This is a genomic window from Methanomassiliicoccus luminyensis B10 (genome assembly GCF_000308215.1).
In the GTDB taxonomy this organism is placed as follows: domain Archaea; phylum Thermoplasmatota; class Thermoplasmata; order Methanomassiliicoccales; family Methanomassiliicoccaceae; genus Methanomassiliicoccus; species Methanomassiliicoccus luminyensis.
Genome location: NZ_CAJE01000017.1, coordinates 15863 through 37814 on the forward strand (window position 1 = coordinate 15863; position 21952 = coordinate 37814).

General features: G+C 56.2%; 17 protein-coding genes. 6 read left to right on the plus strand and 11 right to left on the minus strand.

Features of this window, described 5'->3' with window-relative positions:
* Positions 1 to 8 precede the first annotated feature (8 nt).
* On the minus strand, positions 9 to 965 hold the full coding sequence (locus WYS_RS10030; RefSeq protein ID WP_019178037.1) for a hypothetical protein: 957 nt from the start codon (positions 963 to 965) through the stop codon (positions 9 to 11).
* Positions 966 to 991: 26 nt separating this feature from the next.
* On the minus strand, positions 992 to 3013 hold the full coding sequence (locus tag WYS_RS10035; protein WP_162137730.1) for a leucine-rich repeat domain-containing protein: 2022 nt from the start codon (positions 3011 to 3013) through the stop codon (positions 992 to 994).
* A 407-nt stretch (positions 3014 to 3420) separates the two neighbouring features.
* Between WYS_RS10035 and WYS_RS10045 the strand changes: the two genes are divergently transcribed.
* The 3 genes from WYS_RS10045 to WYS_RS15030 all read left to right on the plus strand — a co-directional run bounded on the left by WYS_RS10045 (position 3421) and on the right by WYS_RS15030 (position 10235).
* Entirely contained in the window at positions 3421 to 3849 is a 429-nt protein-coding gene (locus WYS_RS10045; RefSeq protein ID WP_147654297.1) for a hypothetical protein, read from the plus strand.
* Between the two features lie 653 nt (positions 3850 to 4502).
* Complete coding sequence (locus WYS_RS10055) at positions 4503 to 9041, plus strand: leucine-rich repeat domain-containing protein (protein WP_019178041.1); 4539 nt, start codon at positions 4503 to 4505, stop codon at positions 9039 to 9041.
* Positions 9042 to 9179: 138 nt separating this feature from the next.
* Positions 9180 to 10235 carry a hypothetical protein gene (locus WYS_RS15030; protein WP_019178042.1) on the plus strand — a complete coding sequence of 352 codons (1056 nt, stop codon included), beginning with the start codon at positions 9180 to 9182 and terminating at the stop codon, positions 10233 to 10235.
* 268 nt (positions 10236 to 10503) lie between these two features.
* Here the strand turns inward: WYS_RS15030 and WYS_RS10065 are convergent, their stop codons facing one another.
* On the minus strand, positions 10504 to 12471 hold the full coding sequence (locus WYS_RS10065) for a right-handed parallel beta-helix repeat-containing protein (RefSeq protein WP_081579949.1): 1968 nt from the start codon (positions 12469 to 12471) through the stop codon (positions 10504 to 10506).
* A gap of 276 nt (positions 12472 to 12747) precedes the next feature.
* On the minus strand, positions 12748 to 14139 hold the full coding sequence (locus WYS_RS10070) for an NAD-dependent succinate-semialdehyde dehydrogenase (protein ID WP_019178044.1): 1392 nt from the start codon (positions 14137 to 14139) through the stop codon (positions 12748 to 12750).
* Positions 14140 to 14397: 258 nt separating this feature from the next.
* Here WYS_RS10070 and WYS_RS15035 point away from each other — a divergent pair, with 258 nt between their 5' ends.
* Positions 14398 to 14541, plus strand: a complete 144-nt coding sequence (locus WYS_RS15035; RefSeq protein ID WP_155897743.1) for a hypothetical protein — start codon at positions 14398 to 14400, stop codon at positions 14539 to 14541.
* A gap of 166 nt (positions 14542 to 14707) precedes the next feature.
* Here the strand turns inward: WYS_RS15035 and WYS_RS10080 are convergent, their stop codons facing one another.
* Entirely contained in the window at positions 14708 to 15340 is a 633-nt protein-coding gene (locus tag WYS_RS10080) for a DUF1638 domain-containing protein (RefSeq protein WP_147654298.1), read from the minus strand.
* 341 nt (positions 15341 to 15681) lie between these two features.
* Between WYS_RS10080 and WYS_RS10085 the strand changes: the two genes are divergently transcribed.
* Together WYS_RS10085 and WYS_RS10090 are read left to right on the plus strand one after the other, a co-directional pair.
* On the plus strand, positions 15682 to 15879 hold the full coding sequence (locus WYS_RS10085) for a PF20097 family protein (protein WP_019178047.1): 198 nt from the start codon (positions 15682 to 15684) through the stop codon (positions 15877 to 15879).
* Between the two features lie 162 nt (positions 15880 to 16041).
* Positions 16042 to 16422, plus strand: coding sequence for a C-GCAxxG-C-C family protein (locus WYS_RS10090; protein ID WP_019178048.1), 381 nt, complete (start codon positions 16042 to 16044; stop codon positions 16420 to 16422).
* A 50-nt stretch (positions 16423 to 16472) separates the two neighbouring features.
* Here the strand turns inward: WYS_RS10090 and WYS_RS10095 are convergent, their stop codons facing one another.
* The 6 genes from WYS_RS10095 to WYS_RS10120 form a co-directional block, all read right to left on the minus strand.
* Positions 16473 to 17510 carry a uroporphyrinogen decarboxylase family protein gene (locus WYS_RS10095; RefSeq protein ID WP_049796330.1) on the minus strand — a complete coding sequence of 346 codons (1038 nt, stop codon included), beginning with the start codon at positions 17508 to 17510 and terminating at the stop codon, positions 16473 to 16475.
* A gap of 36 nt (positions 17511 to 17546) precedes the next feature.
* Entirely contained in the window at positions 17547 to 18632 is a 1086-nt protein-coding gene (locus tag WYS_RS10100; RefSeq protein ID WP_019178050.1) for a hypothetical protein, read from the minus strand.
* 196 nt (positions 18633 to 18828) lie between these two features.
* The gene (locus tag WYS_RS10105; RefSeq protein WP_026069007.1) at positions 18829 to 19050 is read right to left on the minus strand and encodes a hypothetical protein; all 222 of its coding nucleotides are present in this window, start codon (positions 19048 to 19050) and stop codon (positions 18829 to 18831) included.
* Positions 19051 to 19163: 113 nt separating this feature from the next.
* Positions 19164 to 20294: an ABC transporter ATP-binding protein gene (locus WYS_RS15040; protein ID WP_019178052.1), complete on the minus strand. Its 1131-nt coding sequence runs from the start codon at positions 20292 to 20294 to the stop codon at positions 19164 to 19166.
* Positions 20291 to 21088, minus strand: coding sequence for an ABC transporter permease (locus tag WYS_RS10115; RefSeq protein WP_019178053.1), 798 nt, complete (start codon positions 21086 to 21088; stop codon positions 20291 to 20293). Before WYS_RS10115 ends, WYS_RS15040 begins: the two co-directional genes overlap by 4 nt.
* Positions 21085 to 21942 carry a carbohydrate ABC transporter permease gene (locus tag WYS_RS10120; protein WP_162137731.1) on the minus strand — a complete coding sequence of 286 codons (858 nt, stop codon included), beginning with the start codon at positions 21940 to 21942 and terminating at the stop codon, positions 21085 to 21087. The genes WYS_RS10115 and WYS_RS10120 overlap by 4 nt, the downstream gene beginning before the upstream one ends.
* Positions 21943 to 21952 lie beyond the last annotated feature (10 nt).

Consider the following 21952-nt stretch of genomic DNA (forward strand, 5'->3'; position numbering starts at 1 on the left):
CGAACACCTCACAGGCCCCAGTTCATATCATCAGGAGTCTGCCACGGGGTCGGAGGGTTGCCTCCGGCCGACTTGGACCCGTGACCTATTCCGATGTACATGTCCGAAGTTATCGACAGCTCCGAGAGATTGCATGATTCCCACGCAGTCCCGTTCCACATAAGGGAATGGAGTTGCGACCCTACGTTGCCGATCCTGTTTATCGTGCCGCTGGCATCGTTGTATCCTATCATCACATTGTTGCCGAACGCCCTTTTGCACGCATCCCTGAACGCATCGGCCATTGTTCCCCCGTATCCCGTCACCCAGTATCCGTCAGCCACGAATCTGTCCGTCTGTGAAGAATACGGTTGCGATTTGACGGCCGGAGGGTCATTGTTGTAGTTGTCGTAGAAATAGAATTTAACGCCGGTGCCGGTCCCCGGTTCCTTGGACTCCCCGAAATACCACTGTATGTCATCAGGGGTCTGCCACGGGGCCGGAGGGTTGCCTCCGCTACCCCCGGACCATCTCCCATGACCTATGGCCATGTACTTTACTTTGTACGTCTCCGTACTTCCGAGCCATATATCCGAGGTCCACTTTCCTCCTGCCCACCCTATGTGTGCATAATTGCCATCCGTCGTGTTGGCCCACCCACCCAGACCGTCGCCGGTCATGACGACATCGATGCCTGCCCGTTCACATGCATCCTTGAAGCATTCTGTCTTGGTGTCGCCGTATCCTTTGACCCAGAATCCGTTGGCCAGATGTGTGTTTTCAGCGAGCAGCCCCGACTTTTGGTCATATTCGTAGTTGTCGTAGAAGAAGAAACTGATGTAGCCGCCCTCAGTTTCGCCTTTCCCAACGTTTTCCCCCTCGCCGCCATCGTCACTGAGATACACATAGGCCAGCGACGAGGCCGCTATCACCACGACCGCCAGAATCGCGAAGAGCTTTGAAGTGTTAGCATTCATTTTGATCATCTCCTCCCATTTGTTCGGATGTCGTATTATCCTCTCCGTTTTGACATTAAACGCTCCGCTACGATAAGGGCCGCGGAGAACAGCACTATCCCGATCGCCAAGAGGGTAGTGTTCCCTCTGACCTCTTCCAGCAGACCCACCGGCCTGACCTCTGAGTCGTAATATGACAACGTTGTGAACTTCCCGGCATAACGGTCCATGAAGCCTGCCGGGAAGACGGAATACACTCTCAGACTGCCCCACTTATCCACATCGCCAAGGTAGAACGAGTTATACCCCATGCTGGGCGGTTGACTCCCTTCGAAGAACACCATCTTCAAATTCACGCAACCGGAGAAGGCCTCGCTTCCGATGGATGCGACCTTCTTTGGTATCTTTATCGATGTGATGTACTTGTTGCCATAGAACGCCCCGCTGCCTATGCCCTTCAGGTTCTCGCTCATGACCACCTCCGATATCGAGGTGTATTGGAAGACCCCACCCCGGATATACTCGATCGTGTTGGGCATAACATACTGTCCCGATTTCCCGGCGGGGATGAGAACGATGTCCCGCATGTTCTTCGTGTATACTATGTTCCCCACGGAAGTCAGCTGAGTGTTTTCGGGGTCCACGTTGACCTCCCTCAGCTTTCCGTAAGCGAAGAGTTCCGTGCTTATCGAGACAACTCCTGTGCCCAGGTCCAGAACCTCCAGGTTCCTGTCCAACATGTTGTCTGTTATCGCCGTTATTCCATTACCGATCTTCACATATTTCGCGGAAATGCCCTTCTCCTCTATGCTCTTGACACTGTTCGGAACTGTGACAGAGTCCAAGCAGATGGCCATCTTTCCTATTGACAGGACCGTATTGGATATCACAAGTTCCTGAAGGTTCGTGTCCCAGAAGACAAGGTCCCCTATGCTGATGACATACCTTGGCACCTCATACACGGGATCCATCCTTCCGGGAGGATATGCAACGAGCTCTACCATTCCCTTTGTAAACAGAACACCTTCGTAACTCTCAAAGAACTGGTTCCCTTCATCGACATAGATATTAAGAAGGGACGAACCCGTGAAGGCCGTTGTAACGGTATCCCATTCAGTGAAAAAATAAGCGAAGTTCTTAGGCAGGGTTATCGATTTCAGAGACGTCGTTCTGGGAAAGACATCCGTATCCATTCCCGTGACGCCATCGCCGAACGTTACATCGGTCAGCGCCGTACAGCCCCCAAAAAGACCGGTGTTTATCATCGACACTCCGTCCCCGATCACGGCCTTTTCCAAACCGGTGCATCCGCTGAACACACTGCTTCCGAGGGAAACGACGCTGTTCGGCACCGTTATTGTCCTCATGGTAGTTCCGGAGAACGCTCCGTTCTCTATTCTATTGACGCCTTCTTCTATGTTCAACGTTTCAAGAGTTGATATGCCGCTGAATGCACCAGCGCCTATGATGTTTACATTTGACGGTATCGTCAGTGATACCAGTTTGGTCCCGCTGAATGCTCCTGAACCTATCGTGGTAACGTTGGACGGTATCTCCAGCACATTAAGCGCTGTTCCGCTGAATGCGTTGGAACCGATCGTCGTCATTTTGGGAGGTAGGATAATAGAGGTCAGCATGGTCATGCTGAATGCGCTGTTGCCTATCGAAACGATACTGTCAGGAAGATCTATCGACATTATGGATGTGCCCGAGAACGCGGACTCCCCGATTGTCAGCAGCCCATCCGGCAGAGTCACCGTTTTTATCTCCGGATTATATGCGAAGATGTTGCCCCCCAGGCCCGTTATGCCTGTCTCGACCGTTACTGTCTCGACAGACAGGTCCCTCCATCCCGGAAGCCCGTAGGCGCCTCCCTGCTTGAAGTCATATGTGCTTCCTTCGCCTTTTATCGTAAGTGTTTTGGTATCGCTTTCATACGCCCATGTCGCCTTTTGTCCAGCCCTGCCGGAATCGGTGACTTCTGCGGCCACGTCACCAGAGGCGAAGGATGTGTTCAATGAGATGAGGGCCGCAAATAATACGGCTGCCACCACGATGAACATCTTTTCCTTTCCCACGTGCCTACCTCTTATTTCTGTTTTGCCAACCGCGATGATGAGAAGGAACAATCGCACACCATGGGCGGCCATTTAAGTTGGATGTATGCTCCCAGATATACTGTTAATTGGATGTATTCTCCCAAATACATTGTAACTATTTATATTTCCTCACCTAAGCTCCTGCACTTCCCCATCTCATCCGTGGATTCCTTGGCCCAATAACCGGCGAACGACAGCTTACTGGATCACTCTCTGAACGATGGGGCTATAATTCCTCTCACATATCCCAGGTCCTTCACGAACATGGAGGAGGTGGCCCGCGTACTATCAACAGACATCGTGAAGGGTCGAGGAAATTATAATCTGGAACTCTTCGCGATGTGAGAAAAGAGAACACCTCGTTCACATCGTTTGGAGAATTGAAGATGAACGAGGTGTTCGAGTGCGAGCCGGCGAAGCATGTGCATAAACAACGCGACTGGTTCAAGGTCAGGAAGTACGTTGTAGAACGGATCAGGAAGGGCAATACGCAGTCTCGCGCCGCATATCTGATCCGGGTGCCGGTGGCGTTCGCAACGAAGAGACGGAACCGCTGGAACGATGCGAGGTGCAGGGATGTGGTTCGCACGCTGTCGATGAGGCCCCGGACCATAATGGGGGAGAAGAGGCGGTTCGCCGAGAGCATCGCAGATCTAAGGATGAAATATACTTTTCTGGGCACGCAGAAGATCATGACGATGCTCGACATTGACCTCAATCATCAGAAGGTACGCGAGGTCCTAGTCGAGAATGGTCTCGTGAGACAGGGGCCTAGGAAGCGTCGCGTATGGCGAGCGTCGAGCGCAAGCATCTGAACTCGCTGTGGCATTGCGATATCAGGGAGGCCGATGATGTCAAGCCCAGGCCCCTATTGATGCTCTTCGACGATCACTCGCAATCCACCATCGCGTCGAAGCTCTTGAGGCCGGACACCGCTGAGGTAGTGTCAGAACTGTTAATCGTAACATTGAGTGTCTTTAGCGTCCTCGCCAAATGTTGGCTGACCACGCTGCATTTCTACACAACAGGCGGCCGTCCGACTGTTTTCGGATGCACCCGTGAGTTGTTGGGAATCAAGCACATCACGGCCGGCGTTCGCCGGCAGACCACGTGCGGCAAGATCGAACGCTGGAATCGCTCGCTCCAGGAGGGGTTCATGGACAGGCTGGATGGTACGAGAGGTTCGAGGCGGATCTCCCATAATGTCTGGAGTGGTACAGCTGCCACAGGCCTCATCACTCCCCGGTCTGGGATCTCCTGTCGGTGTACTTCATCGATCTCATGAGCATCGATAACTTCGCCATGACGACGAACGTTCACGATGTGCAAAGATAATGCACGTGATGATTTTGGTAAAAAAACTAATATATGCCCCTGCTGATGGAGCATACATCCTACATATCCAATATGATGGATGATATATCCAACTAAACGCAAGGATATGTTGGAAAGAGCAGGATTGATTCCGATGACGAGGAATGGCGCATACGACAGCCCGAAAGCAGGCAGGCCGCTTCTGGCAATGGCCATCATAGCGGTGTTCTGCCTCGTGGCGGGAGCACTGGCAGTGTTGATGTCGAACGACACGTCGGCAGAGAGTTTCGCGTACGAATACGATGAGGGAACGTACACCCTCACTATAACCGGCGAGGGCGCAATGCCCAACTACACTGATGCATGGGACGGTTCCGGAAGGCCTCAGTGGTACAACATCAGGAACGATGTCGCGACCGTCGTTATAGGCGACGGAGTCACATCGATCGGCAACTATGCGTTCCAGGACTTCATCTCACTCCAGAAGGTCGAGTTCGGAGAGGCGAAGATAACCCGCATAGGGAACTATTCTTTCGGAGCATGCAGCGTGCTGCGGTCGTTCACGATGCCTGACACGGTGACAGCGATAGGGAACTACGCGTTCACGGGATGCAGCCAGCTGAGATCCATTGAGATACCGGCAAGCGTGGGAACCATGGGTACATACTTATTCAACTCATGTTCGAGCCTCGAAACAGTAACATTCGCCACCGGCACGATCATTGCCAGCATTGAGAATGTGTTCAGGGGCTGCACCGGCCTTAGTTCGATCACCATACCGGACAGCGTCACGAACGCAAAATCTGCATTTTACGGCTGTTCCAACCTCGCCTCCGTAACTTTCGGGACCGGTCTGACCGCCATAAGCGACCAGATGTTCTCAAATTGCAAGAAGCTCGAGACGGTAACACTGCCGGGCACCATCACTCAAATCGGACAGGGGGCATTCTACAAGGCAGGGATCAAATTCATAGATCTTAAGAGCATAACATCGTTTGGCAATTCCGCTTTCAGAGACTGCGTCTCGCTTGAAAGCATAAGCATCCCCGCGGGCACCACTGCCATTCCGCAGCAGATGTTCGACGGATGCACGGCGCTTAAGACGGTGGACCTTCCCGGCTCCATCGAAACGATAGGCGGTTCAGCATTCCAGGGAGCCGCTTTGGAGACGTTCAAGGCGCCGGACAAGGTGAAGGAGCTGGGAGACTATGTGTTCAAAAAATCAAAACTCAAGACCCTGGACCTGAACAACGTTGAGAGCATTGGATACGAGACCTTTGCCTATTGCGCGAATTTGACCGACGTGGACATAGGTAAGTTGAACACTATAGCCAGAGAGTACTCGTTCAGAAGCTGTACCTCGTTGCAGACGATGAACCTTACAGGGGTCGATATCACCGACGCATCAGACATGTTCTACGGATGCACGGCGCTTAAGGAGGTGACCCTGGACGACGATGCAACGACCATTCCGGCCGCGATGTTCATGGGCTGTTCTTCGCTCACGACAGTCAAGATGGGTGACGAAGTGATATCGTTCGGAGCCAGCGCGTTCGCCGGCTGCGAGGCGCTGGAAACCCTAAAGTTCCCGGCCACGCTTCAAACGATAGACAACAGCGCTCTGAAAGGCACCGGCTTAAAGAGCGTCACCCTCGGCGCGGGAGTGAACTCCATCGGAAGGGGAGCATTTGAAAAGTGCACTGCCCTGAAAACAGTGGACATGAGCAAGGCCATCAAACTGGAAAAGATATTAGAGGGAACATTCCAGGACTGCACCGCCCTGACGGACGTGATCTTACCTGAGGGGCTGAAGGAGATATACCAAAATGCGTTCTGTCGCTGCACGTCGCTGAAGGCCATTGATATACCCGCGTCCGTGACCGGACTGGGCCTCAGCCAATGGGGGTCCAGCAACCAGGGTTCATTCCAGGGATGTTCTGCGTTGGAGACGGTGACGGGAGGGGAGGGGCTGAGCACCGTATACGAATTGACGTTTAACGGATGCAAATCGCTTAAGGCCATAGGGTTCGATCTTGCGGAGTCCTCTCCGTTCAAAGTAATGGACGGCGTCCTCTATCAGAAGACAGGGGAAACTCTGAAGCTCCTGTACCTGCCGGGCGGAAGGACCGGAGCGTTCACGGTCCCTGACGCTGTCACTTCGTTCGGGACCTATGCGTTCACCGGCTGCAGTATCTCCGAGATAGTGTTCACCGCGAACGTCCCGGACCTCGCCATATCCCTGGCGGGCAACACGAACCTTGTGAAGGTGACGCTGCCCGAAGGAATAGTATCTATTGGAGACGGTAGATTGGGACTTGGGATATTCGATGGATGCACAGCGCTGAGGTCCATCACGCTGCCGAGCACGCTCACTACGATAGGTGCTAACTCATTCAGGGGCACCGGTCTTGAGAACGTAGTCCTTCCCAACAAGGTAAAGACCATGTGGGGTTCTGCATTCGCCAATTGCGTGAACCTGAAGAGCATAACCTTGGGATACAACCTCAGTACCATTCACCCAGGTACATTCCAGGGCTGCGCGGCACTGGAGAGCATCGATCTGAGGTATATCGTCACGGTGGAGCAGTACGCGTTCAACGGCTGCACCAGCCTCGACGAGATTAAGTTCGGGATATATACACACACCCTGAACAACGCCTTCATCGACTGTACCGCTCTGCAATATGTCTACCTCGACGGTGTCGATCTGGCTATAACAGGTAGCTCGTTCTCCGGCTGCACCGCGCTGGGGAAGGTGGTCTTCGGAGAAGGGGTGAAGACAATAGGTCCGCAGGCGTTCACCAACTGTCCGAACCTCATGAGCATAAATGTGGTCTATGAGAACCCCCACTTCGCGCTGTATGACGGAATGATATTCACTGCGGATTTCACCGACATACAGTTCATACCGATGACCAAGACGCATGTCGTCATACCGGACACCGTGAAATATATCCCCGCGATAAGGGACAAGGGCGCGCTCCAGTCGATCGTGTTCGGGAGCGGCATAGTGAGGTACGACTATGAAAACTACGAAAACAGGGGCTACCCGCTCGATAGATGCACCGCGCTGGAATCCGTGACCATCGGCAAAGGGGCGTTATATGTGGGCGGCCTGACTTTCGCCTCCTGTCCCAACCTGAAGGAGGTCATACTTCCGGAGGGTCTGTTGGAGATATCCGGTTCGGTGTTCGAGGGCTGCACAGGGCTGAAGCAGGTAGTCATACCCAGCACCGTGACCAAGATCACCAGTGGTGCCTTCGGGGGATGCACCAATCTGACAAAGATAGAGATCGCTCCGGCGGAAGCGCCCAGAGAGAACGTCCTGTTCGTGAAGAACGGCGTGGTGTACAATGCCACTGGAACGATGCAGTGCTATGCTCCCGGACTGAGGGACATAGTCGTGCCGGACGAGGTCAAGAAGCTGTCAAGCTTCGATAGTGATCCGAACCTGAGATCGGTGGTCATAGGCACCGGGGTGACAGAGATAAGTACCTCCGGATCGTCCGGGTACTGTTCGTTCGGTTACAGCTCGATCGAGACGCTGGTCCTCGGTCCGAGGGTCGTGAAGATCGACGGATGGGCAGTGCTGTACTGCCCCAACCTGAAGGACATCTACATCACCGGCTCCGTCCCGCCGGCGTTCACTGAAAATGTGTTCAAGGGCATGAGCTCGGATCAGGTGGTGAACATACACTCGGTGCACGGAGAGGGATTCATTACCGGACTTGAGGACTCGCCTACCTTCGTGTACACGACGTGGGGCATGAAGGTGACCTTCAACGCTCCTGAAGTCGGTATCGTGGTGGACGTGAACCCGCTTCCCTACGTAGCGTTCGACGGGAACGCCACGTTCACGATATCTCCGGCCAAGGGATATCGTATGCAAGTATCCGCCACCGTGGGCACGCTCACCAACGTGGGGAACGTGTACACCCTGTACAACATCACCGAGGATACCGTTATAACCGTAGCTGCCGAGTTCGTGGGAACGATCGATGTTGACGTCGATGATATACTCACCGACGGAAAGATCGATGCCGACAAGCTGCTCGACCTCCTGACCGGGCCGGGATACAACCCGGACGGAGTGAACATCAGGATGGACAAGGGCAGCCTGTACCAGATACCGGCGGAGGCGTTCGCGTCATCGGCAGGAAAGCATCTGTCGGTGACCATATACGACGGAGCCACCGTCATATACACCTGGACGTTCGATACGTCGGGAGCGATGGGGACGGCGTCGAACATGAACCTCGCCATAACTTCCGCGTTGTACGGTTCCGGCGATGCCCTGGACCAGGCGGTGAAGGAGTACATCGAGAAGAACGGGAAAGCGGGCAAAGCGATCTACCTGAACTTCGCAGCTTCCGGCACCCTCCCTTATGAAAGCATAATAAAATACTTCGTGGGGAAGGAATACGCCGGACAGACGTTCTCGCTGTTCTACTACGGGTCGGCGGAGCTGGTGAACCAGGATCAGACGGTGACGGTGGACGGCGACGGGTACGCGGAGATGCGGATAGCGCACCTCTCCTCCTACGTCCTGATAACGGACGACATGGCGGCCGGTAAAGGCGAGGGCGGTGACGACAGTGTGCTCATCATCGGCGCCGTCGTGGCCATCGTGGCTGTTATCGGCGTCCTGGCATTGTTCCTGGTAAGGAGGCGGAATACTCCGAAGCAGAAATGAGCACGCCTCTGCAAACCTCTTAACTCCTCTTTTTTCTATAAAGTGGTGTCAGTGAAATGGCTGGGTCACAAATTCGAATCGGTCAATTCAATACAGTAATAGTTAAAATCTTAAATTATCCAGAGCATGCCTGGGCACATGGGTGGGAAGATTAAGAGCACGATCACCGCCGTAGCGATTATGGCTCTGCTGTTCTTTGGCATCTACGCAGGCGTGATGACATACTCAGGTCACGATCCTCCCTATTCGACGGTCACTTCGAAGAGCATGCAGCACGAGGATGGGCGCTCTCATCTCGGAGCGATCGATACGGGAGACATGGTCTTGGTGCGCGACAAATCAAAGACCCCGATAGTTTCGTATCTTGAGGGTCGCAGCATCGGTTATTCCAAGTTCGGAGATTATGGCAGTGTGATCGTCTATGAAAGAGGGAATGATCGAAATCCCGTAATACATAGGGCTTTGATGTACATTGAAATAGTGCCAGATGGCGGGAACAAAGCGGTCAAGGTCTATTATTTGAATAAATATCTGGACGAAGCCGGGGCCCCCATGTGGTCGTGCAGCACCGGATCCGTGGACCCGAATTCGCTGTCAGGCAGGCTCACGCTGTTCGATATGGGCTACAACAGCAAAGATGTGGTTGTCGATCTAGATCCGATAATCTCCAATAATGATATCGGGGCCGCTGGATACATCACAAAAGGGGACAACAACGACGATGTCGATCAGCCGTTCATCTCGCCTCTCGTCACCTATGAGATGATAGAATCTGTTCCCGTTGCAGAGATCCCTTGGTTGGGATGCTTGAAATTGATAATCGACGGAAAAGCCTCGACAGTAAACGAGAACGTTCCGAACAGCCTTCCGTATCTGGGGATCGTTATTCTGAGCATTACCATCGTATGGGCAGCCGCGGCAGAGATATTATTTTTCGTTCGCAGAATGAGCCTAGACTCCCCCCTCCATGATAACAAGGACCAAGTAGGCGACGGGGGCCTCGACCCCCAATGCCTCGAGCAGCTCCCGCCGCAGCTAGATGATCTTGTCGACGCGCCGCTCCCGCCCCAGCCTGGTCACATTCAGCAGGCCGAGGATGCGCAAAATCGCGTCCGTCCATATCTTCCCCAGCAGGTCGACCTTCCTCGCTCGGTTCAGCAACAGGGAGAGGAACAGCACGAAGAATACCCTTGAATCGTGGCCGGGCCGGCTACGCGAAGGGGCAGCGCCTGCAAATCATCTTTGGGTCGGAGAAATCGTCCTTGACCCGGTCCCTCTGCCTTCATCATCTAGCTAACGTCAAGAGTGGCCCCGGCTGGCCCACTCAACTTCTAAACACCAATAAGCTCTGAGAACGGACTGTCGGGACGGTGTTTCGGATCAGAAAAAGAAGAGCGGGAAGAGGTTTCAGATGAGGTCCGTGACCTCTTTTCGAGCTCACTTCATCGGTGCGGCTGCCTAACTACCACCACGGGAAGGCGGGGAAGGAGAATACCGGGCTCGTGACGACCGGCTCGATCGCCGGCATGCCAACGTTCATGGCCACTGTCGTCCAGCTTGCGAAAAATACTACACCACTGGAGTAGTAGAAGCTGTACGGCATGTGGGGGGGCGGCTCAGGCCCCGGCTCAGGAACGTAGTAGTTCTCGCCACCGATCCAGATCCCACTTCCGTCGCAGATGTTGTTCCGCTCGACGACGATGTCACCGAACTCCGCTCCGTTCATGCGGAACGGGTCCCCGCCGTTGTGGCAGAGGATGTTGTCCGTTACGGTAACGTCGCCATAGTTCGCTCCGTCGAAGCAGACACCATGACCGCCGTTGTGCTGGACGTTGTTGTCGATGACAGTAACGTCACCATAGTCGTTGGCGTCGAAGCATATCCCGGCATTGGTGTTGTTGTGGACGAAGTTCCCTGAGACGAGGACGTCACCGATATCGCCATCGGCCGCGCTCACGAAGATCCCATCGCCGCCGTTGTTCTCCGCCGCGTTGGCGTCGATTACGACGCTGCCTATTTCAGCGCCCCCAGGGCCGACGGAGATGTGGATGCCAGAGACAGAATTTCTGCTGGCAACATTGTCCTCTACGACGATGCCGTCCATACTGCCGTTGCTGGCGTGGACGTAGATGCCGCTGTCGCTGTTGTCGTTTGCGGTGTTCCCTTCGATGGCGACCTCGCCGATCTCGGTGCCGACGACATAGAGACCCACATAGCGGTTGTTCTCAGCGGTGTTGCCGATGACGGAGACATTCTCTATGCCCTCGAAGGAGTAAACGAATATCCCGTTGCCGTTCTCGCTCCCGCTGGCTACATTGTCCACTATGGTCACGTTCCCGAGGCCGTAGGCGCTGAGGTAGATGCCATCATAGGCGTTGTCCTCGAACACATTGCCCCTGACCGTGGCAGTGCCTATCTCCTCGACGACGAGGATATCGACACCGTAGCCGCCGTTGTCTCTGACAGTGTTGTCCTCGACAAGGATGCTGCCGATGCCGCCGACGGAAGTGCTGACGAGCACACCGTAGCCTGAGTTGCCCGACACATTGTTGCCGCTCATCGCGACGCTCGGGAGATCGTTGTAGGCATAGATGGAAACACCATAGCCGCCGTTGTCGTTGACGATGTTGTCCTCGATGACGATATTCTCGAAGTTGGTGTCCGCATCGCTTACTTGGATGTAGATGCCTACGTTCTGGTTGCCCTCTACGGTGTTCCTCCGGACCTCTACGCTGCCGATGTCACTGCTGTACCCAACCAGATAGATGCCGTTCTGCCCGTTGTCACTTACGACGTTGTCCTCGATGGTGACCTCCTCGGTATCGAAGCCAGTATATGTGGCCATGATGCCGATGGCGTCATTGTCGGTAATGACATTCCCACTTATGACGGGCTCATCACAATTGGTCAGCGATATCGCGTAGTAGTTCTCCGAGAATTCGGAATCGCGAATATCGACCTCGGCCCCGGTGGCCGAGACGGCAGTCAGTGCGTGGTGGAACACGGCGTTGCTTATCGATACGGTGGGAGCGGAGGTCGTGCCCAAAACGGCAGTGATGCCCGTCCAATAATCGGTTGCGTTCGTGACCGCGTTGGCGTCGAACAGCACCGGCGATGCTGCCGTACCTTCGACGACGAGGCTTCCGCCTTGGACATATATCCCGGCGCCGGCCTCGAACAGCACGATCACACCTTCCTGTATTGTCAGAGTAACGCCGTCCGGGACTATCAATTGGCCGGTGACCACATAGGTCTCACCTGTAACCCACACGGTATCTCCAGGCAGTGTTCCGCTCACATCATGCGTTGCCGCGCTGACGTTCGCTGGGCTCAGCAGGAACGACAAGGCCAATGCCAAGATCAACGCGGACGCCAACGTCCGTTTGGCCATGGGCCCCTTCAGCGCTTTCGCTAAACTGTTCGCTCTCATATATCGAACCTCTCCTAGACAATGCTGTAGATTATCTAGAGCGAGAAATGTTTGTTATTCATGGTATTTAAAATTTTTTAATTAAAAGAAATCAACAGGAATACTGGCCCTGCGCCATATGGGGACGATTAGTTCTCGGTTATTGCCATCTGGCTCAGGAGATAAGTGGTCTCCCGGCTGAGCCCATTCATGATTCTATCTGCTAAATACTAAAAATGATTAGAAAAAGGAGAATCCCCGTTCACGCGGGGACCCTTTTAACAAAGGCGGGAAAGGTCAGAACGCCGCATCGATGTCCGGTATGCCGATGACCTTGTGGTTCACGAACTCCTTGATGCCCAGGCCGGTCAGTTCGCGACCGTAGCCAGAGCGGCGTATTCCGCCGAAGGGGATGTCGGCCTTGACCATCGTGGGATGGTTGACGAAGACCATGCCGGTGGATATCTTGGCGGCCACTTCGGCACCGTGCTTCACATCGGACGTGAAGACCGAGCCTCCCAGGCCGAAGGAGGAATCGTTGGCGATCCTTATGGCATCGGCTTCGTCCTTGGCCCGGAAGATCATGGAAACAGGGCCGAAGAACTCCCAGCGGTAGGCGGGATTGTCCGGTCCGACCGCGGTCAGGATGGTCGGCTGGAAGAACGCGCCCTTCGACGGCACCTTGGGCCCGACCTCCCGTGCCTTCGCCCCGTGCTCCACGGCCTGCCGTACCTGCCCCTTCAGATCGTCGGCGGCCTTCTTCGAAGAAAGCGGCTGCAACGTGGTAGCTGGGTCGAACGGATCGCCGGCCCGCAGGGCCGCCACACCCTTCTCGTACAGTTCCATGAAGTCATCGTAGATCTCGTCGACCACGATGATCCTCTTGGATGAGCAGCAGACCTGCCCTCCGTTCCAATGGCGTCCGAACACCGCCCACTTCACCGTCTTATCCAGGTCTGCGTCGGCCAGCACTACAAAGGCATCGGCGCCTCCCAGCTCCATGGTCGATTTCTTCAGCGCTTTGGCGGCCTGAGCGGCGATGACCGCGCCCGCCGCTTCCCCGCCGGTGAAGGCGACCCCGTGGACCCTGGGGTCGTTCAGGATCCTTTCGACCTGCGCACGGGTCGCATAGAGGTTCTTGAAACCGCCCGCGGGAAGCCCCGCCTCGCGCATCAGCCTCTCAAAGGCGGCCGCGCTCTGGGGGACGTTGGAAGCGTGCTTCAACAGGACGGTGTTGCCGGCGGAGAGCTGCGGCGCGATGACGCGGGCGATCTGGTAATAGGGGAAGTTCCACGGCTCGACGGCCAGCAGTACGCCCAGCGGCTCATGGACCACCGTGAACTCACCTTTCGCGGGATCGTCCACCGGCAGCTTTTCGGGCTGCAGCAGCGTTTCGGCGTTCTTCGCATAATATTCGAAGATCCGCGCCGACAGTTCGACCTCCGCCTCCGCCTCGGCGGTGACCTTCCCCATCTCCAGGGTAAGGAGCTTGGCATAATCGTTCTTGGCCCCGCGCAGTAGGGAGGCCGCCTTGTTCATGACCGCAGCGCGTACGGCAAAGGAGCTTTCGCGCCAGGAGCGGAATGCGGCGTCGGCCTGGGCAATGGCCTGTTCGACCTCTTCGTCCGTCGCATCGGGAAACTGCTTCACAAGCTCATTGGTGTAGGGATTTATTGTTGCGTAGGTCATGATGTTCCTCCTTCCCTTCCGAATTAAGGACAGCCCCCTATTTGACGTCCCGGGATTAATGGTTTTACAATTATCCTTTCGGACCTTGCGGAAGAATGCGCGCCATTGCTGAAGTTTCACTACCCCATCATCGGCGCGCCTCACCACGCATGAGGCCGGGCCGCTTCATCATACCGACAACGTCGCATGTCATGGGGCGAACAATATCAATGCGGTTGAATGCTTCGTCGTCTTCCCTGGGGCGATAGAATCGAATGGATGGATAGCAAGGGCCTGGTAATCATCGAAGAACTGCCGAACGGGCATGACGGCATCAAGCTCAGCGGCAGAGGGAAGGAAGCCTACAAGCGGCTTGTCCAGTGTATCGATGAGGTGATCCATGGGAAGATGGGGCCGGAATGAGGCTGAACGGGAGAACGCCCAGAAAAATCCGAAGTACGGTCAGCTATGTCAGCGGAGAGCGCGTTCGGCGGACCAATGGGGTGCTGTACGGGCCGCTTCGCTCGAGAGGAGCTCAGCATCACGCCATTGTCTGAGGGGATTGGGGATGCAATGGGCCCGATGATCATCATTTTTCAGATGGGCGTTGCCATCTTCTCTCTTTTAGATTCTGCCACGCGCCTTTTATGGCCGCCAGATCGGCCTGGCGATCGTCGCATTTCAGCTCTAGCTGGTCAGCGAACTCTTTGGTCAAAGCGTGATATCGTTCGAAGTCACCGACACTGGTGTCGATCGCCAAGCATCGCGAGTAGCCGTCGAACTGCAGTTTGGCGAAGTAGATCTTTGTGAACCCCTGCTCCTCAAGGCCGAGCATCTGATCGTCCTTGACGATCGCATCCATGCCAAGCTCTGCCCAGCCGGGTGTGGAGAACCATGTACCCGGACAAACAGCGCGTTCCTTGGCATACTCTATCGGGCCGAGCATCGAGGCGATGCAGTCCTCCTCGCGGAGCATGACGAACGGCACCCTGATGTCCTTCGGCATCGAGTCGAGGGACTTGCAGATCGCGTAGCCGAGGAACACGACGTCCACTTCACCCTCCAACGCGTTCACTTTTTCGATGACCGTTGACCGCAGCTGGTCGGGGTAGTCATGCAGGCCCCACTCGAGATACTCGCGGTGAACGACCTCAGGGTCACCAGCGGTGATCTTCTCTATCTCTCGCTTCATTATCTCGCAGGCGACGATGCCGATGCGCATGATCAGCCGCCTCCGGCGATCCTCGTTTCGTTGAAGTGGCATACGTACTCTGGACGCTTCATGACATCATCTCATCAAAACTAGTACGTGGATATATAAGGTTTCTAGATTTGTAATCAAATTCCCCATATTAACGCATCTATTGAAATTATATGCATACTATAATGTACATTTTCAATCAGGACCTTCTCATTCAAAGTGAGCTCTCCAACGTCGGCTGAAGGTCCTTCCTCAGTAGGTCATTCCGGCTTACAGAACGACCTGCCGACCAGGGAGCTTACGGCGATGTGCCCTCATGACCATATTAATAATATATACGCATGAAATAAATCAGGCAGCTGATGAAATGCCCCACATGCGGCAAGGAAATGGAGCCTGGACTGCTGATAGCAGAAAGTTTCATCGGCGGGGCGAAATGGGTAGGCGGTCATGACGGCAAGCCGGAGAAAGAGAAGCTCGTGAGCCCGGACCTGCTGGGCAATGTGAAGCTGCTCGGCTACAGGTGCCGCAGCTGCCGGCAACTGGTCCTAAAATATTGAACTATCTTCATCAAGAGCGCCTATTACCGTTCGATTCACAACTACAATATTACATTTGGCGCTCATTTTTAATACGGACACGTCGTTCCTTCATCGCGAGGGATAAAAATGCGCAGTGAAGAAGATATTGCCAGATGTTTCACGGAAGGTTTTGATTGCGCGATGGTCACACTCATGGAAGTGGCGGACGACATCGGCATGACCGAGGATCAGGCCAAAAAGACCGCTTCGTGCTTCGGAGTGGGAATGCTGCAGGGAAGCATCTGCGGCGCCGTCACCGGTGCGTTCCTCGCTATCGGGTACGCTCACGGGAACACCGTGCCCAATGACTCGGCCCAAAAGGGACTGGTCATGGCGAAGAAGGAAGAGTTCCTGAAAGAGTTCACGGAAGAGTTCGGGGACATAACGTGCCCGGCGCTGCTCGGAGGACTGGACCTGCGGAAGCAGGAGGACATGGCAGAGGCCCGCCAAAAGGAGCTCCTGTCCAAGTTCTGCCCCAAGATATGCAAGCGCTCTGCCGAGATCGTCAAGACGGTGGTCTGAGAGCAGATCGGGCTTCCCCCTGAGCGCCGATGCCAAGCGCCTTTAGTTCTCTAAGGCACGTAGCTGCGCACGGCATCGGCCATCAATTTCATGCGGCCCAGCGGCAAGCCCCTGTCCACGGAGCAGGAGCAGGTGAAGATGTAGCTTACATCATCAAAATGGCCGAGACAGTCGTTGACGTCCCTCGCCACCCGGTCGTCCGGGCCCAGGCAGATGGTCGTGAACGTATCGATGCCGCCCATTATGGAGCACTTGCCGTCGATCAGGCTTACCATCTTGCCAGGGTCGTTCGATTCCCCGTAGTACAGGCAGTCGACGCCCATCCCGATCATCTCGGACAGTATCTGCGCGCCGGCCTCATCGGAGGTGAACACCGAATGAGGATGGAACACGATGGGGAGGCCGAGCTTGCGTATGTTGCTCATCGACCCCCTCAGTTCGCCGAAGGAGAACGACCTCAGCGCGTCAGGGCCGATGAGGTCGATGTTGTCAAAGGCCGCCGTGAGCAGCACGGCGTCCAGATCGGTCTCCGCCGAGACGCCTTCGATGGTGATCTTCGACACCTCCCCGCCGAACCTTATCAGGTCGCGGGCGAGGCCGGGGTCCAGGTACAGGTCCATCAGGAAAGTTTGCAACCCCCTCAGTGGAACGGCGGTGCTCATCGGCGCCGGTATGTTCATCAGCAGAGCGACATCGGGCGCTCCCTTGCGTACGGTCGAGAACGATGCCTTGGTGCCGCCCATGAAGCCTTCGATCTCCGAGGGGTCGTGCCTGTAGAGCGACGTAGCGTCCTCGAAGGGGGCCTTGCTGACGTATGGTATCCCCCGCTCGGGGAATTCTTTCTTCCCCCCGAACGCGGCGAAGTCGATGGACTGGTAGGACCCGACCACGGCGTCGTGGCCCAGATGCCTCTGGAGCGCCAGGATCGACCTGCCCCCCAGCTCCCCGTCCAGCCTCCCCTGGGGATAGACCGTGGGCGTGGGGACGTTCAGCACGTCCATTCCCAGGGAAAGATCGAACAGGAAGATCGGCCTCTTCCCGGCATCCTCCGACATCATGTGGCTTCTGAACAGCTCCCTTGAGTTCATCTCGGTTCCCCCCCTCCGTTCGTCCCCGGAACCTCGTCAGATAGATCCCGTCGCCCTGAGGTAGTCCATGTCCAGCCTCACGGTTTTCCCGTCCCCGCGGAGCAGTTTGTCAAAGCCCGCCTCGAACAGCATCCTGCGGCAGGCCGCGGTGGACATCCCCCTTCCCGCTTCGGTCTTGGCGAGGACGTCACGGGGATTGCCGCCGTATTCCGCGGTCAGCAAGTTGGCCCCGGAAAGGAACCCCAGGACCGACGACTCATGGACATTGACGCTGGGGAGCTTCCTGGAGCTGGCGGTGGCCAGGCTGAAGACCGCCGCCATTTGGGCAAGGCGAGCGTCAGTGATGATGCCGTGGCGGGCCAGCGGCGTTCCGGGCACCGCGACGCGCTTCATGACCGCCAGGCTGACGCATCCCATCTCCACGCCGAGGAAGAAGTTGTCCACGATCTCTTCGACGGAGTGCTCCGGTCCTATCGGCTCGCAGCAGGTCGAGACCGCGATCCCCGCGTTCTGCATATTCCGGATGGTCTGAAGCCGGTCCTGGGGCCTCAGCGAGGTGTCGGTGCCTTCCCTCAATCTGCAGACATGGTACCCCACGTCCACTCCGGCCTGCTTCAGCTCCACGCAGGAATCGTAGTCGGTGTCCCCGATGTTCACGCTGATCCTGACCCCTTCCGGGATGGTCCTCCTGGTGAGCCGGACCATCTCCAGAAGGCGGTCGAGATCGTACTTGTGCATGGACATCAGAAGGACGGTGCACACGTCATTGAACTCGGCCAATCCGATGAGCCGCTCCCTGAGCTCATCGTCGGTCATCTCGAACTTATTGGCCTTGGTGTAGTCCGCGTTGAAATTGCAGAAATTGCACCTTCCGGGGCACGGCCCTACCATCACCCCGAACTGCGCCGCAATTATGCCCATGTTGCCGGAGGCCTTCCTTACCAGGTCGTTCGCGAGCATGCGCACCAGATAGGCCTCGGAAGAATGATCGGGGAACCCCAGCAGGAAGGAGCACTCCTTCTTGGACATGGGCTGCCTGCCATATCCCTTCATCATGATCTCGTACGCCTTCTTGTCCACAATGCCGCCCAGGTCCGCTGGCCCACCAGGATTGATGCTCATGTGTCCCCCTCCTCGATCGCCGTCATCGCCGCAGAGGGCACCGATATTCGGTGCCGCCCATCTCTGCAAGAGAGCCTCCTCCGGGCATCCTGGGGGATGCGCCAGCGGCGGTCCCGCGGCCGGCTAATGAGGGTACAACATTTGAAAACTATTAACAATTTTTGATTTTATACTCAAACATTCTCGGCGCTGGTGTTCATCCTCTTACGTGCGCGAGTATCTCTTCTGCGTACCGCTTCCCCAATGGCACATCGATGAAATGGTAGAAGTGCATGCTGCCGCTCCTGTACAGCGTTATCTGGACGCCCTTCCAGTCAAACTGCACGAGCATCTCGGTGGTCTTATTGCTGATGTCCTTCAGGACATCGGCGGCGTGGGCCATGTCGACCGCGATCTTCGTCCGGGGGGTCAGCATCATGGAATCGCCTCCGCAGAGCCAGGTGACGTGGAATTTTATCTCTTGCCCGTTCGTCGTGCCGCTCACTTCCCGAATGCGCCTCTCTCCTGGATCACAGGAGGTTTGTCCCGATGTCACTCCACCGACCTCTTCCTGGAGATAAGGCCCTTGAACGAACCGAGGACGCTCGCTCTGCTCTCGATGACGGGGGCCGTCACCTTGTCTGCGGCCGGCTCCGGTTCCACGGCCCACATCATCTTTGTATCGAGATCGAACCTCAGCTCGTCACCGGGCTGATAGATGAACCTGGTTGACACGGCTATGTTCAGGTCCGTCCCATTATGGTCGATGACGTATTCGGACCTTGCGCCCAGGTATGACACGGACCTCACCTTCGCCGAGAACGCCCCGTGGTCCGAGCACAGCAGGCCCTCGGGCCGGATGAGGAGGATGGCGTCGCCCGTCCTGTTCGGCAGGCCCTCGATGTCGAAGGTCCCGATGGATGACGTGACGGACGTTCCCTCCTGCCTTGCCGGGATGAAGTTCTTCCAACCGAAGAATTTGGCGACCTTGGCGGAAGCGGGCCGGCAATAGAACTCCTCAGGCTCACCGCACTGGACGATCTTTCCGTCTATCAGAAGGCCTATGCGGTCGGCGATGGAGACCGCTTCCTGCTGATCATGGGTGACGAACAGCACGGTCAGGTTCAGGCTCTTGCAGATCTCCCGGATGTTCTTGCGCATCTCTATCCTGAGCTCGGCATCCAGCGCGCTCAGGGGCTCATCGAGGAGCAGCAGCTTCGGGCTGGTCATCAGCGCTCTGGCCAGCGATACCCTCTGCTCCTGTCCCCCCGATATCTCCGTGGACCTCCTATCCTCGAACCCTTCAAGCTTCACCAGCCTCAACATCTCGGCGGTCTTGGCCGCCAGCTCCTCCTTGCGGTACCTGCTGGTGACCCTGAGCGCGAGATCGACGTTCTGACCGACGGTCATGTGCCTGAACAACAAAGGCTTCTGGAAGACCATGGCGATCGGTCTCTTTTCCGTCTTGACGCCATCCATGCGCTCTCCGTCGATGAGCACCGAGCCGGAATCCTGCTCCTCCAGGCCCGCGATTATCTTGAGTGTAGTGGACTTCCCGCAGCCAGAGGGGCCCAGGATGACCATGATCTCTCCCTCATGGAGGGACAGGCCCAGCCCGTCCAACGTTGCGCTCGGTGCGTTCTTGTACCTTTTCGAGATGTCCTTCAATTCCAGGAAGCTCATGGATTGTATCTCCCCATTTCGGCAGAATCGCCGAGCATCTTCGATGAGAGCACGAACACGAACAGGGCCGGCAGGATGAACAATAGCGTCATTACGGCGACCGTGGTGCTGCTTGACCAGGTGGCTATCAGCGGCAACAGCAATGTAGCTATGGTCGTGAACCCCACGGGTGCAAGGAAATTGACCACCAGGAACATCGACCAGGAGACCATGAAGGTGTACATGCACGCCACGATCAGCCCGGACCTTATGGACGGCAGGGTCACGTGTATCAGCGTGTTCAGCTTGCTGATGCCCAAGGTGGCGGCCTGGCGCTCATAGTCGGCGTCATAGTTCCTGAACAAAGGTATCAGCAGCATTATGATGTATGGCAGGGTGAACACCGTTTGGGCTATCACCACGGAGGCCCACGAGAGGTACAGCCCCATGCTGACGAACACCTCCCTGACCCCGTACAGGATGGCGATGCCGGGCGCCAGCGCCGGGAGCAGCATCAGTATCTCCAGCGCCCTCCTGCCCCTGAAATCCCTCATGCCGAGCGTCTTGGCGGCATAGAACCCCAAGGCCAATGACAGCAGTGTCACCGTCACCGCCAGGACGACGCTGTTGTAAATGGCCGTAACATAAGTGTCCGTGGTCAGGACCGCAATGAACCTGTCGGCGGTGAAGCTGTTGGGCATCAGACGGGGGAAGGTCCATGTGCTGGAGAAGGACCATCCGATCAAGGGGTAGATCGGGACCAGGACCAGCACCGTCATCATGACGATGATCGCGCCTTTGGCGTACCGGTTCAATCCGTCCGCCTCCCTTTCCCCTTGGGAATCGCGAACCAGAAGTACACTATCGTCAGGGCCAGTGTGACCATGGTTATGATGTTCGACAGCACGTACGCCCGATCGAGGTGCTCCATCCCGTAGATGCTGCGGAACAGGTTGTACGACTCGATGGCCAAGGTGTCGTTGAGCCCCAGGAGCAGGGGGACCTCGTAGGAGCCGAACGCGAACGCGAAGCAGATGATCGACGACGAGATGATGGCGGGGCTTATCATGGGGAGGACGATATGCCTGAACCTCGCCCAAGGGCCCATGCCCAAGGTGGCGGCCTGCTGCTCGTATTCGGGGGTCGCCGACTGCAGCACCGACAGGACGGAGAGGCCGATGAAGGGGGCGAACTTCCAGGCGAATGACATGATCACCCCCGAGCCGCTGGTCCCGCCAACGATGGTGGGGAACGCCGCGTACGTGTCTATCAATCCCAGCTGATAAGCCAGGCTGGACATGAACCCGGACGGCAAAAGCAGGAACAGCATCATCGCCGCCACCGACAGGTGCGGAATGGACGCGTTCATCTGGAACAGGAACAATGACAGCTTCTTGCCGGCGAAGGTGCCCCTTATGGCCATCGAGATCACCACCGCCGCGGCCACGGCCAAGATGGTGGAGAACGCGGATACCTCAAGGGTGTAGCGGAAAGTATCCAGGAAGTGAGGGTCGCTGATGACCTCGGCGTACGTCGACAGGCCTATGAAATCGGCATGCGTGTTGTACATGCTGTTCTTGACCGAGAGGGCCAGCGGGAGGAAAAAGAAAATAAGCAGGAACGCAAGAGGCAGCGCTACGGCGATCGCCCCTCTTGCGTTCCCCTTCATGCTCCATCCG